Raw genomic sequence first — 14,276 nt, 5'->3', positions numbered from 1 at the left:
GGTGGGGAACCTACCGGGTTTTTCAGCTGACCGAGATCGTCGGGGAGTTTGTCGGTACCTGCGCCTACCCTGGTTGCATGGCGTTTGCATCCGAGCACCCCGTCGTGGCACATTCCGAGTTCCGTCCCATCGGGGACATCGAGCGGTCGGAAGCGCGGTTCGAGGTCGTCAGCGACCACAAGCCGGCCGGCGACCAGCCCACCGCGATCGCCGATCTGGAACGCCGCATCAACGCCGGCGAGAAGGACGTGGTCCTGCTCGGCGCCACCGGTACGGGTAAGTCCGCGACCACGGCGTGGCTGATCGAGAAGGTGCAGCGGCCCACCCTGGTGATGGCGCCCAACAAGACGCTCGCCGCACAGTTGGCCAACGAGCTGCGCGACATGCTGCCCAACAACTCGGTGGAGTACTTCGTCTCGTACTACGACTACTACCAGCCCGAGGCGTACATCGCGCAGACCGACACCTACATCGAGAAGGACTCGTCGATCAACGACGACGTCGAGCGACTGCGCCACTCCGCGACGTCGAGCCTGCTCTCGCGACGGGACGTGGTCGTGGTGGCGTCCGTGTCGTGCATCTACGGCCTCGGCACCCCGCAGTCGTACCTCGACCGGTCGGTGCAGCTCGAGGTCGGTGTGGAGGTTCCGCGCGACGCTCTGCTGCGGCTGCTGGTCGACGTGCAGTACACCCGCAACGATCTGGCGTTCACCCGTGGCTCCTTCCGGGTGCGCGGCGACACCGTCGAGATCATTCCCTCGTACGAGGAGCTGGCGGTCCGGATCGAGTTCTTCGGTGACGAGATCGAAGCGCTGTACTACCTGCACCCCCTCACCGGGGACGTGGTGCGGAAGGTCGACTCGGTGCGCATCTTCCCGGCCACGCACTACGTCGCGGGTCCCGAGCGGATGGAACGCGCCGTCAAGGACATCGAAGCCGAACTCGAGGAACGGCTCGCCGACCTCGAGAACAAGGGCAAGCTGCTCGAGGCGCAGCGTCTCCGGATGCGCACCCAGTACGACCTCGAGATGATCAAGCAGGTCGGGTTCTGTTCCGGCATCGAGAACTACTCGCGTCACATCGACGGTCGCGGGCCGGGCACGGCGCCCGCGACGCTCATCGACTACTTCCCGGAGGACTTCCTGCTCGTCATCGACGAGTCCCACGTGACGGTCCCGCAGATCGGCGCGATGTACGAGGGCGACATGTCGCGCAAGCGGAACCTCGTCGAGTTCGGGTTCCGGTTGCCGTCCGCCACCGACAACCGCCCGCTGACGTGGGAGGAGTTCACCCAGCGCATCGGGCAGACGGTGTATCTGTCGGCCACGCCCGGCAAGTACGAGCTGGGGCAGGCCGGCGGGGAGTTCGTCGAGCAGGTCATCCGCCCCACCGGTCTCGTCGACCCCCAGGTCGTCGTCAAACCGACCAAGGGGCAGATCGACGACCTCGTGCACGAGATCCGCGAACGCGCGGACCGGGACGAGCGCGTCCTCGTCACCACGTTGACGAAGAAGATGGCGGAAGACCTCACCGACTATCTCCTCGAGCTCGGTATCCGGGTGCGGTACCTGCACTCGGACATCGACACCCTGCGCCGGGTCGAGCTGCTCCGGCAGCTCCGGCTGGGGGAGTACGACGTTCTGGTGGGTATCAACCTGCTGCGTGAGGGCCTCGACCTTCCCGAGGTGTCGTTGGTTGCCATCCTCGACGCCGACAAGGAGGGGTTCCTGCGGAGTTCGACCAGCCTCATCCAGACGATCGGCCGTGCGGCTCGTAACGTCTCCGGCCAGGTCCACATGTACGCCGACAAGATCACCGACTCGATGCAGCACGCGATCGAGGAGACCGAGCGTCGGCGGGAGAAGCAGATCGCCTACAACGAGAAGATGGGCGTCGATCCGCAGCCGCTGCGGAAGAAGATCGCAGACATCCTCGACCAAGTCTACGAGGAAGCCGAGGACACGGCCAGCGGAGTCGACGTCGGCGGTTCCGGACGCAACGCCACCCGCGGGCGCCGCGCGCAGGGCGAGGCCGGGCGCTCGGTCAGCGCCGGGGTGTACGAGGGACGCGACACGAAGTCGATGCCCAGGGCGGAGTTGGCGGACCTGGTCAAGGAATTGACCGATCAGATGATGAACGCCGCCCGTGATCTGCAGTTCGAACTCGCCGGACGACTGCGCGACGAGATCGCCGACCTGAAGAAGGAACTGCGCGGCATGGACGCTGCGGGCCTGAAATAGCGACGGCGCCGAGGCAGTACGGTCTGAAGCATGGATGCACACAGCGCAGGTCGTACCGCCCGGTCATTGGAGCTGCTTCATTCCCTCAGCTACTTCGTTCCCGAGGTCGAGGATCGTCTGGTCGAGGCAGGTCTCGAGCCGGGTCGGATGGGCTACTTCGCGGGCCGCTCCGCGCCGATGGGCGCGGTCGGTGCGGGCGTTGTCACTGCGACCTTCTTCAACTTCAGTCCCGTCGTGATCGAGTCGGTCATTCCGCGTGCCTGGGGTCTGACCGCGCCCGGGGCAGTCGTCGAGGCGCGGTACCGGGCGGTCGGGGAGGCGTACGTGCGACTTCTCGGCGAATCGGTGACGAGTTCACCGGAGATGGCCGAGGCCGCCGAACTCGCGTCGATCGCGGCGCGGGGGATCCCGGGTGTCGAGGGCAGGCCGCTGTATGCGGGGTACGCGGAGGTGGCGTGGCCGGACGCACCGCACCTCGCTTTCTGGCATGCCCTCACACTGCTGCGGGAGTACCGCGGCGACGGTCACGTCGCCGCCCTGCAGACCGCGGGACTGAGCGGACTCGAATCGCTGATCACGCACACCGCGACCGGGTTCGGCTTCCAGAAGAAGTTCGCGATCACGCGCCGCGCCTGGACCCAGGACCAGTGGGACTCGGCATGCGACAGTCTCCGTGACCGGGAGATCCTGGACGCCCGGGGCGAACTCACCGCCAACGGTAAGGAACTGCGGGAACTGGTCGAGGATCTCACCGACGATCTCGCGCTGGCCCCGTGGGCCGCGCTGGGGGAGGACGGGGCGGCCCGGCTCGTCGAACTCGCGACCCCGTGGCGTGACGCGATCGTCGCGGCGGGGGTGTTCCCCGCCGGCGTGTTCGGTCCCAAGGTCGGCACGTCGCACTGACGCTGATCACAGCCTGCGCGCATCCGGAATGGGATCCGTCATGCACTGGGGATCTCCCTTGTGGCATGTGTTGCAAATGCACCTATGCGGGCACCGATACGGCTAGGGTCAGCGCAGTGGCTGCTGGGTCCAGGCATGACGTATGTCCGGACCCCGGCCAGTTGACCACCGCAGACATGGAGGAATGAATGAGCGCCTACCGGACCGTTGTCGTCGGAACCGATGGCTCCGAGTCGTCGTTTCTGGCCGTCGAGAAGGCTGCTGCCATCGCGGGGGACGCCGGTGCCAAACTGATCATCGCCTGCGCGTACTACCCGGCCGATCCGAAGGACGTCGGGCAGGCCGCCGACGCGCTCGGTGACGAGGCCTACCAGATCACCGGTTCCGCCCCGACGTACGACATCCTCCGCACCGCGAAGGAGCGCGCCCACGCGGCCGGCGCCAAGGAGGTCGTGGAGCGGGCTGTCGTCGGTGCCCCGGTCGAGTCGCTGCTGAACCTGGTCGACGAGGTCGAGGCCGGTCTTCTGGTGATCGGCAACCGCGGACTCAACACCCTCACCGGGCGTCTCCTCGGGTCCGTTCCTTCGGATGCCGCACGCAAGTCGACGTCCGACGTCCTGATCGTCCACACGGTGCGCTGAGACCGGAGACGGCTCAACAGTAGTTCGCCTCGGCGGCATCGAGATAGACCTGCGCCACCTGTTCGGTGGTGAGGCCGATATCCGATGTCGCCGAGGCGAACTGCGCCATGGGGGTCAGATGCGCGAGGATCGTGGCCTCGTCGGTGCCCTCGGACCGTTGACCGCAGATGCCGTTGGCCAACGCCATCACCGTGTCGTCGGGCAGCGCCGGTATGCCGGACTCGATCAGCGCCTCCTTGTAGCGCAGGCCACGCGAGTCCAGGTGTGATGCGGACGTAGTGGACGCAGGCGGGGCCGTCGGCGGCGGGCCGGAGGCGGTGGCCTCCGAGCACGCGGTCAGCACGATCGTGGTGAGGGCGAGCCCACACCCGATCAGCCGACCGCGACCGCCCGGTGTCACGACAGGATCCCGACCTCGGCCGGACCGAGTTCGGACAGCACCGCGGGCAACGCCTTCGTGTGCACCACACCGAGTCGTTGCGTCGCGCGGGTCAGGGCGACGTAGAGGTCGTTCATTCCCCGCGGCGACTCGTCGAGAATGTCCTGTGGCTCGGCGATGAGCACCGAGTCGAACTCCAACCCCTTGACGTCCCGCACCGTCAGGACGCTGACGGTGTCCGACTTCAGATCGGCCAGTGCGGCGACCAGGTCGTGGCCCCCGATCACGACAGTCGTGCCCGGTCCCGATTCCTGAGACACGCAGGTGCGCACCGTGTCCGCGAGTTCGGATTCGGACACCTGCAGTGCCCATGGTGCGAAACCGGATTCGCGCACCGACCGCGGCACGGTCTGCTCGGCGTCGATCTCGACGAGAACTCGCCGTGCCGACGTCATGATCTCCGCCGGAGTGCGGTAGTTGACGGTCAGTTCCGTGAGCTTCCACCGCGCGGCCACGTACGGCTCGAGGATCCGTTGCCACGACGACGTTCCCGCCGGGTCGCCGGTCTGCGCCGTGTCGCCGACGAGCGTCATCCAACGATTCGGTATGCGCCGCATCAGCATTCGCCAGGCCATCTCCGAGAGTTCCTGCGCCTCGTCGACGATGACGTGGCCGTAGGTCCAGGTTCGGTCGCCCGCTGCGCGCTCCGCGGTGGTCTGGTGCTGTCCCACGTCGTGGCGTTCGGCCAGCTGGCTGGCGTCGATCAGGTCGTACGCCATCAGAATTTCCGGGTCCAGCTCGTCCTCGAGATCCTGCGGCGCCGAACCTGTCAGGATGTCCAGGGCGCCCTGGGCATCCGCGATCTGCGCTCGCCACTGGCGGCGGGCGCGTTCCCGTTCGGCGGCGTCGTCGACGCCGAGCAGTTCAGCCAATTCGTCGAGGAGTGGCGCGTCGGCGGCGCTGAAGCCGCGCATGACGGGGCGTCGCAACGACTCACGTTGCGTTTCGGTCAGATTCGGGGCGGCGTCGGCCAGTCGCTTCGGCGACGCATACAGCTCGGCGAGGACCTGCTGCGGCGACAGTTCCGGCCACAGCGCGCTGATCGCCGTCATGATCTCCGGGTCTTCACGCATCTCGTCCCGCATGTCGGCGATGTCGTCCCGGCTCAGCAGGTTCCCGCCGTCGACGACGTTGGCGCCCAGTGTGTCCGCGAGTTGCTGGGCGAGCGCCTCGATGACCGACGAGACGAAGATGGGCCGGGCCAGGTTGTGCGGGCGCCGCGACGACCTCGCCCGGCCACGAGCGCGGGTGACGACTTTGCGGTCGAGGGTGATCCGGTAGGTGTCGAAGGTCAGCTCGACGGGACGCGACGGCACTTCCTGCCGATCCCGGACCGCCTTCTTGAGCACGTCCAGCATGTCGAGCGAGCCCTTGATCTCGCCGGCGTCGAGGCTGTCCTCGACGGTGGCGCGGACACCGGGGTAGAGGTCGCCGATGGTCGAGAGCAGCACACCGGTCTCGCCGAGCGACGGCAGCACCTGGCCGATGTAGTCGAGGAACGTGGCGTTGGGGCCGATGATGAGGACACCGGCTTTCGCGAGCTGCTGCCGGTAGGTGTAGAGCAGGTAGGCGGCGCGGTGCAGCGCGACCGCGGTCTTGCCGGTTCCCGGTCCTCCCTGGACCACCAGCACACTCTTGTGCTCCGACCGGATGATGGCGTCCTGCTCACCCTGGATGGTCTCGACGATGTCGTTCATCTGACCGGTGCGGGCCGCGTTGAGCGCGGCGAGCAGTGCACTTTCACCCGCGACGCCGTCCGAGCCGGTGATCGTGCCCGCGGCCTCCGCCGCCGCCAGATCCAGATACTCGTCGTTGACGGCCGTCACTCGGCGGCTTCGCGTCCGGATGTGCCGTCGACGGGAGACGCCGTCGGGGGCTGCGGGGGTGGCGAGGTAGAACGGGCGGGCCAGGGGCGCACGCCAATCGAGGAGCATCGTCTCGTAGTCGTTCTCCTCGTCGAGGATTCCGAGTCGGCCGATGTAGCGGTGCTCGCCGTCGAGATCGATGCGCCCGAAGCACAGCCCGTTCTCGGCGGCGTCGTACTTGGCGAGGTCTTCGGTGTAGAGCTGGTTGAACGACTCCCGCTCGCTGCGGGCCTGCGGGGTCCCGCCGGTTTCGAGCAGTACACGGCTCAGCCGGTTCGCCGCGTATTGGCGAAGGCCGTCCAGTCGGGTGTAGAGCATCGTCACGTACTGCTGCTCGAGCTCGCGCTCGTCGCGTGACGTGTCCTCGTCGGGCAAGAGGTCTCCTTGACTGGTTCGGCTGCAACCGGATCGGCTGCAAAAGTGCCTGGACAGTCTAGTCGGCCCCGGAGGCCGCCCGCTGACATTGCAGGTCAGGGGCGGTCTCCGGGGCCGATCAGATCGATTATCCGGCGCAGGTCGGCGCCGCGACTCGGGGGTCAGTGGGACAGTTCGTCCCGCTTCGCTCGGGCCTTCTCGAGCGCGGCTTCGGCTTGCTTGCGGGCCCGCTTGCTCAGCACCTCGCCGCGTTCTGCGGCGGTGCCGGCCCATTCGCCGCCCTTTTCGCGGGCGACCTCGGCCCACTCCGGGCCGCGTTCCTTCGCGACGTCGACGAGTTCCGCTCCGCGTTCCTTCGCCAGTTCGACGAGTTCCGCGCCGCGCTCCTTGGCGACCTCGGCCCATTCGGAGCCGTGTTCCTTCGCGACCTCGGCCCATTCGGAGCCGTGTTCCTTCGCGACGTCCGCCCACTCGGGGCCGCGATCCGCCGCTACCTTCGCGAATTCGGCGCCACGGTCTTTCGCGACCTCGAGGATTTCGGACCCGCGCTCGGCGGCCTCACCGGACAGGATGCGTGCGCGCTCCGACGCCGCAGCCAACGCTTCCCCGATCTCGGGACCGTGATGGTCGTGACCCGATCCGAGCGGCAGAGCCGCGGCCACGGCCTCCTGTGCGTGCCGGGCGGCGCGACGGCCACGCCAGCCGAGGGACGGCTTGCCCTCGGTGTCGACGGCGGCGATCAGCAGTCCGCCGAGCAGGCTGACGTTCTTGAGGAACTGAGTGCGCTGCGCCGCCTTCTTCGCCGGGTCGGTCTCGTTCCAGAAGTCGTGCCCCACAACGGTAGTGGGGACCAGGCTGCCGGCCAGTGCGAGCGATGCGAGTCGCGGCGCCTTCCCGGTGGCGAGAAGCACTCCGCCGCCGATCTGCACGGCGGCGTTGATCTTGACCAACGTCTCCGGGTCGGACGGGATCTTCTGCGTGACGGACTCGGGAAGCGTTTCGGTGGACTTGTCGATCAGTGGTGCGGCGGCCTGTGCTCTCTGCGCCGGATTTCGAAGTGCATCGATCCCTCCGCTGATGAAGACTGCGGACAGCAGTGGGCGAGCGATACGACGGACAAGCATTCCTGGCCTCCCAATCTCGAGTTCTCCCGTCTCACACTAACGAGAGTTCAGGGCAGTCGTCGGCGTACGACGATGTTGCCGAACCGACGGGCTGCCCATTCACCAGTACCCAGGGAGGCCGATCGCCAATCGTGGACCGTCCGGTGCGCAATCGGCGATCGGATGCGGTCACCAGCCGCGCGCGCGCCACTCCCCGAGGTGGGGGCGTTCGGTGCCGAGGGTGGTGTCGTCCCCGTGGCCGGGGTAGACGACCGTGTCGTCGCCGTAGCGGTCGAAGAGCTTGGTTTCGACGTCGGAGAGCAGTGATGCGAACTTGCCGGCGTCGGCGGTCTTGCCCACGCCGCCGGGGAAGAGGGAGTCACCGGTGAAGAGGTGGGTGCGTCCGCCGCCGGCCTCGGTGAGCGCGAGCGCGACGGAACCGGGGGTGTGGCCGGCGAGATGGATCACGTCGAGGGTGACGTCGCCGACGGTGACCGTGTCACCGTCTTCCAGGAGACGGTCGGGCCGGACGGGCAGTGCGTCGGCGTCGAGTGGATGCGCGGCGGTGTCCACGCGGGTGGCGGCCGCGACGTCCTCGAGCGCCAGCCAGTGGTCGCCGTGCTGGTGCGTGGTGACGATCAGCTCGAGGGACGGAGCGTGTTCGCCGATTAACTGGTTGACACGGTCCGCCTCGTTGGCGGCGTCGATGAGGACGGATTTTCCGGTTGTGGAACAGACGACCAGGTACACGTTGTTGTTCATGGGGCCGACGGACATCTTCGTGATCGTGGCTCCCGGAACCGTGCGGCGCTGTGGCGCCGAACCGGGGGAGACGTGGCCGGTGTACGAGTCTTCTATCACCATGGGCTGCTCGGTCATGATGGGGAGGCTACCGTCGAATACAGGCAGGTGAGTGGCAGGGCGGCCATCCGTCCCACAGAACGTGTCGGTGCCCCGGCTTACCATGGCACGGCCAGAGGGCCCAGCGTTCATGCGCGTCCTCGGCTGTCGAACAATGAAGGGACTTGGAGTGGCGGATCGCCTTATCGTGCGGGGTGCCCGTGAGCACAATCTGCGAGGGGTCGATCTCGATCTGCCCCGCGACAGCCTGATCGTGTTCACCGGGCTGTCGGGCTCGGGCAAGTCGAGTCTGGCGTTCGACACGATCTTCGCCGAGGGCCAGCGACGCTATGTCGAGTCGCTGTCGGCGTACGCGCGCCAGTTCCTCGGTCAGATGGACAAGCCCGACGTCGACTTCATCGAAGGTCTGTCGCCTGCGGTGTCCATCGACCAGAAGTCGACCAACCGCAACCCGCGGTCGACGGTCGGCACCATCACGGAGGTCTACGACTATCTCCGTCTGCTGTACGCCCGGGCGGGCACCGCCCATTGCCCGGTGTGTGGCGAGCAGATCGCGCGGCAGACGCCGCAGCAGATCGTCGACCAGGTCCTCGACATGGAGGAAGGCACCCGGTTCCAGGTGCTCGCTCCCGTCGTGCGTACCCGCAAGGGTGAATTCGTCGACCTGTTCGACCAGCTCAACATGCAGGGCTACTCGCGTGTGCGGGTCGACGGCGTGGTGCATCCGCTCTCCGATCCGCCGAAGCTCAAGAAGCAGGAGAAGCACGACATCGAGGTCGTCGTCGACCGCCTCACTGTCAAGGCCGGCTCCAAGCAGCGGCTCACCGACTCCGTCGAGACCGCGCTGCGGTTGGCGGAGGGCATCGTCGTCCTCGACTTCGTCGACCGCGAAGAGGACGCCGCGGACCGGGAACGCCGATTCTCGGAGAAGCTGGCGTGCCCGAACGGCCACGCTCTCTCCATCGACGACCTCGAACCCCGGTCGTTCTCGTTCAACTCCCCGTACGGCGCCTGCCCCGAGTGCACGGGTCTCGGAATTCGCAAGGAGGTCGACCCCGACCTCGTGGTCCCCGACCCCGAGCTGTCCCTCGAGGACGGAGCCATCGCGCCGTGGTCGATGGGGCAGAGTTCCGAATACTTCGGCCGCCTGCTGTCCGGGCTCGGCGACATTCTCGGCTTCGATATGAAGACGCCGTGGAACAAGCTGCCCGCGAAGGCACGCCGGGCGATCCTCGAGGGCAGTGAGGAGCAGGTCCACGTCCGGTACAAGAACCGGTACGGGCGTACCCGTTCCTACTACGCCGAGTTCGAGGGCGTCATGCCCTTCCTGCACCGCCGCCTCGAGCAGACCGAGTCGGACCAGATGAAGGAACGCTACGACGGCTACATGCGAGACACCCCCTGTCCCGCATGTGGCGGCGCGCGTCTGCGCCCCGAGATCCTGTCGGTCACGATCGCGAACGAGAAGTTCGGCATGAAGTCGATCGCCGAGGTCTGTGAATTGTCGATCTCCGATTGCGCCGACTTCCTGAACAGCCTCACGCTGGGCAGTCGCGAGGAGGCCATCGCCGGTCAGGTGCTCAAGGAAGTTCAGGCACGTCTCGGCTTCCTGCTCGACGTCGGCCTCGAATACCTGTCGCTCGCCCGCGCCGCCGGGACCCTGTCCGGTGGTGAGGCGCAGCGTATCCGCCTCGCCACTCAGATCGGCTCGGGCCTGGTGGGCGTCCTGTACGTGCTCGACGAACCGTCGATCGGTCTGCATCAGCGCGACAACCGGCGTCTCATCGAGACCCTGACGCGCCTGCGCGACCTCGGGAACACGCTCATCGTGGTCGAGCACGACGAAGACACCATCCGCACGTCCGACTGGGTGGTCGACATCGGACCGCTCGCCGGCGAACACGGAGGCAAGGTCGTCCACAGCGGGCCGTACGAGGAACTGCTCGACTGCGAGGAATCCCTCACCGGGGCCTACCTGTCGGGCCGCAGTCACATCGAGATTCCGGCCATCCGCCGGCCGGTCGATCGCAAGCGGCAGGTCACGGTCATCGGTGCGCGCGAACACAACCTCGGGGGCATCGACGTCAGCTTCCCGCTGGGCGTGCTCACGTCGGTCACCGGTGTGTCCGGGTCCGGTAAGTCGACGCTCGTCAACGACATCCTCGCGACGGTGATGGCGAACAAGCTCAACGGCGCCCGCCAGGTGCCGGGCAGGCACACCCGCATCAACGGGCTCGACCAGCTGGACAAGCTCGTGCAGGTCGACCAGTCGCCGATCGGCCGCACCCCGCGGTCCAACGCGGCCACCTACACCGGGGTGTTCGACAAGATCCGCACCCTGTTCGCCGCCACCACCGAGTCGAAGGTGCGCGGCTACCAGCCGGGCCGGTTCTCGTTCAACGTCAAGGGCGGCCGGTGCGAGGCCTGCTCCGGCGACGGCACGTTGAAGATCGAGATGAACTTCCTTCCCGACGTGTACGTGCCGTGCGAGGTCTGTCACGGCGCCCGGTACAACCGCGAGACCCTCGAGGTCCACTACAAGGGCAAGACCATCGCCGAGGTGCTGGACATGCCGATCGAGGAGGCCGCGGAGTTCTTCGAGCCCATCACCTCGATCCACCGCTACCTCAAGACCCTGGTCGAGGTCGGTCTCGGGTACGTGCGGCTCGGTCAGCCCGCACCCACGCTGTCCGGTGGTGAGGCGCAGCGCGTGAAGCTCGCCGCCGAGCTGCAGAAACGGTCGACGGGCCGCACGGTGTACATCCTCGACGAGCCCACGACCGGTCTGCACTTCGAGGACATCCGCAAGTTGCTCGGGGTCGTCAACGGGTTGGTCGACAAGGGCAACACGGTGATCGTGATCGAGCACAACCTCGACGTGATCAAGACCTCCGACTGGGTGGTCGACATGGGGCCCGAGGGCGGGTCCGGCGGCGGCACCGTCGTCGCGCAGGGCACCCCGGAGGAGGTGGCGCAGGTTCCGGAGAGTTACACGGGTCGGTTCCTGGAAAACGTCCTCGAGGTGCCGGCGCCTCCCGCTGCGGCGAAGTCGAAGGCGGCCAAGTCGTCGTCGCGGAAGCCCGCTTCGACGAAGAAGACTGCCGCGGCCGCCACAGCGACACCGCGCAAGCGGGCGCCGAAGAAGGCCGCAGCAGTCAGCTGAGTTCGGTCAGTCCCTCGCGGCCGCGTCGATCGCGGTCGCGAGGTCCGCGGGCCGCGACCACATCGGCCAGTGGCCGGTCGGCAGATCGACGTAGTCGACCTTCGTGATCTGCGCGAGTTCGGCGGCCATCGGATGACCCGCGCCGGCCATCTGCTGGATGACCTCCGACGGAAAGCTCGTGCAGATCACCGTGGTCGGCACATCCAGACGGCTGCTGTCGACGAGTTCGAGCCTGTCCCTCGCCGGGCCTGCCGGTTCGGGCACTGCGCGGCTGCGAAATATCTCGAGCGTGGCGTCGTCCAGCCCGTCGAGGCTGCTGCCTTCGGCCTCGAGTTCGGACCACGACGGAAGCGGGATCTCGGTGACCGAAGCGTCGAGATCCTCCCGGAGCGCGGTGCCGGTCTGCAGCGGTCCCGAGTCGACGTAGACGATGCGGGCCAGTCGGTCGGGCACCCGATCGCTCGCCGCGTAGGCCACCGGACCCGCGCCGCTGTGCGCCACGAGCACCACCCGCTCCGAGGACGGTGTGGCCGCGACGGCATCCGCGATCGCGGAGATGTGATCGTCCAGTCGGATGCCTGCACGGTCGCTGTCCGCGGAGTCGAGTCCGGGCAAGGTCACCGCGGTGACGTGGTGTCCTCGCCGGACCAGGTCGGAAGCCACTGCCTCCCAAGCCCATGCGCCGAGCCAGAATCCGGGAGCCAGGATGATGTGAGTGCCTGTGCTGTCGTGTGCTTCGCTTGTCTGGGTCATGAGACAAGAGTGAACCCGTAACGGTGACAACTGCGTGTCACCGTATGTGTCACAGTCGCGTAACGGAATCGGTCGGCGAGAATCGGGACTTTGCCGCGGTCGTTCGGCAGACTGCCCTCATGGACCGTCCAGCCCGCCTCCACGCCCTGACGGAAGAACTGCGCCGCGCGGGGAACCGGGGCCGGACCGCGGAGCAGTTGGCGGCGCAGTTCGAGGTGACCACCCGGACGATCAAGCGGGACATCGCCGTGCTGCAATCCTCGGGCGCCCCGATCCGGGCCACTGCCGGGCCGGGCGGGGGATACGGGATCATCGGGAACGGCACGTTGCCACCGGTGAATTTCACTCCCGCTCAAGCGGTCTCGGTGGCGTTGGCCCTCACGGCGTTTCGCGATGCGCCGTTCGCGACCGACGGCCGGGCCGCGCTGGCCAAACTGCTCGACGTGATGGACGCCGAGTCGAGGGAGCGAGTGGAGCGACTCGGCGCGAAGGTGTGGATCCGGCGAGACGCCGACACGGCGAGCGCGGAACCACGCATCCGCCGCGTCGTCGAGGACGGCGTGCAGCGCGAGCTGATGGTGTCGCTCCGGTATGTGGACCGGGACGGTGAGCGCACCGAACGCGTCGTCGAACCGCACCTTCTCGCTCACACGAGGGGATCGTGGTTCCTCGTCGCGTGGTGTCTGAGCCGCGCGGGTGTGCGGTGGTTCCGGCTGGATCGGGTGTCCGACGCCACCCTCACCGGCCGGTCGTTCGTCCCACGCGATCCGAGCCTCTTCGGCGAACCGCCGGCCGACGCGCGCAGCGTGTTCGAACGGTGAGATCCGATCAGAGCGCGCGGGCGGCGGCCACGGATCGGTTCAGCAACGAGACGAGAACCGACTCGTCGACGTCGGCGAGCTTCTTGACGTAGAGGCAGCCCTTGCCGAGTGTGTGCTTGCCGAGGGTGGCGAGTTCGGCCTCGTGCTCGGTGAAGTCGAGCGAGAGGTACAGGGTGAGTGCCGCGGCCCGGGGCGAGAAGCCGATCAGTGCGGTATCGCCCTCGTGTCCGCTGGCGTACCTGTAGTGGCGGGAGCCGAACCCGACGATGCTCGTGCCCCACATCGCGGCGGGCTCTCCGCTCGCGGCGGTGAGCAGTTCCACCAGTCGTGCGCTGTCGGCGCACTTGACCGGGTCGGCGATCGTGGCGAGGAACTCGTCGACGCCGGCGGGCGTCCGCGCGGTCTTGTTGCGGCTCGCCATGTCAGTACACGGGGCCGGTGTACTTCTCGCCTGGACCCTTGCCCGGCTCGTCCGGGTGCGACGACGCTTCGCGAAACGCGCGCTGCAGCGCCTGGAGGCCTTCCCGGATCGGTCCCGCGTGCGGTCCGAGGTACTCGATGGACGCGGTCACCAGGCCGGCGAGGGCGGTGATGACCCGCCGGGCCTCGTCGAGGTCGCGGTGGGGGCTGGAGTCGGGGTCGGCGTCGGAGAGGCCCAGTTTCTCGGCTGCCGAACTCATGAGCATGACCGCGGCGCGGCTGATGACCTCGACCGAGGGAACGTCGGCCAGTTCCCGGACGTCGGTATTCTGGTCACCGCCGGTCAGGGTGCCGTCGTTCGGGGTGTCATCGATGTTGTCCGTCATGCCTTAGAGGATTCCACCAGCGTCCGCCGGCGCAACGTCCCGGTATCGATTAGCTCACGACGTGCGCAAATGTTACTCTTGACGCAACGACCGCCTTCGGATTTGTCGGGGGCAGCAAGTGGAGTCCGACTCCCACCTCTGCGCGGCAGGTAAAACTGCAGTTCAGTGGTCCGGTCGCTCGGTCCGAGGCTACTCGGTTCGAGTTCCTCGAGTGTGAGGAGACGAGGGATCGGCGTGAGCCGTGAGTTCGTCTGACCGGTCGACATCGGGCCCCGCATGGTGAGAGTCATTCACCGCAGCGGGGCT

At 67.4% G+C, this 14,276-nt stretch carries 12 protein-coding genes; 5 read left to right on the top strand and 7 right to left on the bottom strand.

Annotation, left to right across the window (positions count from 1 at the left end):
• The first annotated feature begins 77 nt into the window (after nt 1-77).
• The 3 genes from uvrB (at nt 78) to G9373_RS21745 (ending at nt 3,784) form a co-directional block, all read left to right on the top strand.
• A complete protein-coding gene (gene uvrB / locus G9373_RS21755) occupies nt 78-2,240 on the top strand; it encodes an excinuclease ABC subunit UvrB (RefSeq protein ID WP_005260403.1) in 2,163 nt (720 codons plus the stop codon).
• 30 nt (nt 2,241-2,270) lie between these two features.
• On the top strand, nt 2,271-3,143 hold the full coding sequence (locus tag G9373_RS21750; RefSeq protein ID WP_054245875.1) for a hypothetical protein: 873 nt from the start codon (nt 2,271-2,273) through the stop codon (nt 3,141-3,143).
• 188 nt (nt 3,144-3,331) lie between these two features.
• Complete coding sequence (locus tag G9373_RS21745; protein WP_005260405.1) at nt 3,332-3,784, top strand: universal stress protein; 453 nt, start codon at nt 3,332-3,334, stop codon at nt 3,782-3,784.
• Between the two features lie 13 nt (nt 3,785-3,797).
• Here the strand turns inward: G9373_RS21745 and G9373_RS21740 are convergent, their stop codons facing one another.
• The 4 genes from G9373_RS21740 to G9373_RS21725 form a co-directional block, all read right to left on the bottom strand.
• Nucleotides 3,798-4,184, bottom strand: a complete 387-nt coding sequence (locus G9373_RS21740) for a DUF732 domain-containing protein (protein ID WP_005571097.1) — start codon at nt 4,182-4,184, stop codon at nt 3,798-3,800.
• Complete coding sequence (locus tag G9373_RS21735; protein ID WP_133984413.1) at nt 4,181-6,463, bottom strand: ATP-binding domain-containing protein; 2,283 nt, start codon at nt 6,461-6,463, stop codon at nt 4,181-4,183. Before G9373_RS21735 ends, G9373_RS21740 begins: the two co-directional genes overlap by 4 nt.
• Nucleotides 6,464-6,624: 161 nt before the next feature.
• Nucleotides 6,625-7,587, bottom strand: coding sequence for a DoxX family protein (locus G9373_RS21730; RefSeq protein WP_005571095.1), 963 nt, complete (start codon nt 7,585-7,587; stop codon nt 6,625-6,627).
• Between the two features lie 168 nt (nt 7,588-7,755).
• Nucleotides 7,756-8,445 carry an MBL fold metallo-hydrolase gene (locus G9373_RS21725; RefSeq protein WP_005260409.1) on the bottom strand — a complete coding sequence of 230 codons (690 nt, stop codon included), beginning with the start codon at nt 8,443-8,445 and terminating at the stop codon, nt 7,756-7,758.
• 151 nt (nt 8,446-8,596) lie between these two features.
• On the opposite strand from G9373_RS21725, the gene uvrA reads away from it, so the two are divergent.
• Complete coding sequence (gene uvrA / locus G9373_RS21720) at nt 8,597-11,590, top strand: excinuclease ABC subunit UvrA (protein WP_005260410.1); 2,994 nt, start codon at nt 8,597-8,599, stop codon at nt 11,588-11,590.
• 6 nt (nt 11,591-11,596) lie between these two features.
• Here uvrA and G9373_RS21715 read toward each other — a convergent pair whose 3' ends face one another.
• Nucleotides 11,597-12,343 carry an alpha/beta fold hydrolase gene (locus tag G9373_RS21715; protein WP_120660718.1) on the bottom strand — a complete coding sequence of 249 codons (747 nt, stop codon included), beginning with the start codon at nt 12,341-12,343 and terminating at the stop codon, nt 11,597-11,599.
• A 119-nt stretch (nt 12,344-12,462) separates the two neighbouring features.
• Here G9373_RS21715 and G9373_RS21710 point away from each other — a divergent pair, with 119 nt between their 5' ends.
• On the top strand, nt 12,463-13,164 hold the full coding sequence (locus G9373_RS21710; protein WP_005571092.1) for a WYL domain-containing protein: 702 nt from the start codon (nt 12,463-12,465) through the stop codon (nt 13,162-13,164).
• Between the two features lie 7 nt (nt 13,165-13,171).
• On the opposite strand, the gene G9373_RS21705 is transcribed toward G9373_RS21710, so the two are convergent.
• Nucleotides 13,172-13,585, bottom strand: a complete 414-nt coding sequence (locus G9373_RS21705) for a DUF1801 domain-containing protein (RefSeq protein ID WP_005571086.1) — start codon at nt 13,583-13,585, stop codon at nt 13,172-13,174.
• A gap of 1 nt (nt 13,586) precedes the next feature.
• Entirely contained in the window at nt 13,587-13,970 is a 384-nt protein-coding gene (locus G9373_RS21700) for a DUF1844 domain-containing protein (RefSeq protein ID WP_005247396.1), read from the bottom strand.
• Nucleotides 13,971-14,276: the final 306 nt, after the last annotated feature.

The sequence above is a fragment of the Rhodococcus sp. A14 genome, assembly GCF_011603105.1.
GTDB classification, from domain to species: domain Bacteria; phylum Actinomycetota; class Actinomycetes; order Mycobacteriales; family Mycobacteriaceae; genus Rhodococcus_F; species Rhodococcus_F opacus.
This window is presented reverse-complemented; position numbering and strand designations above follow the sequence as displayed.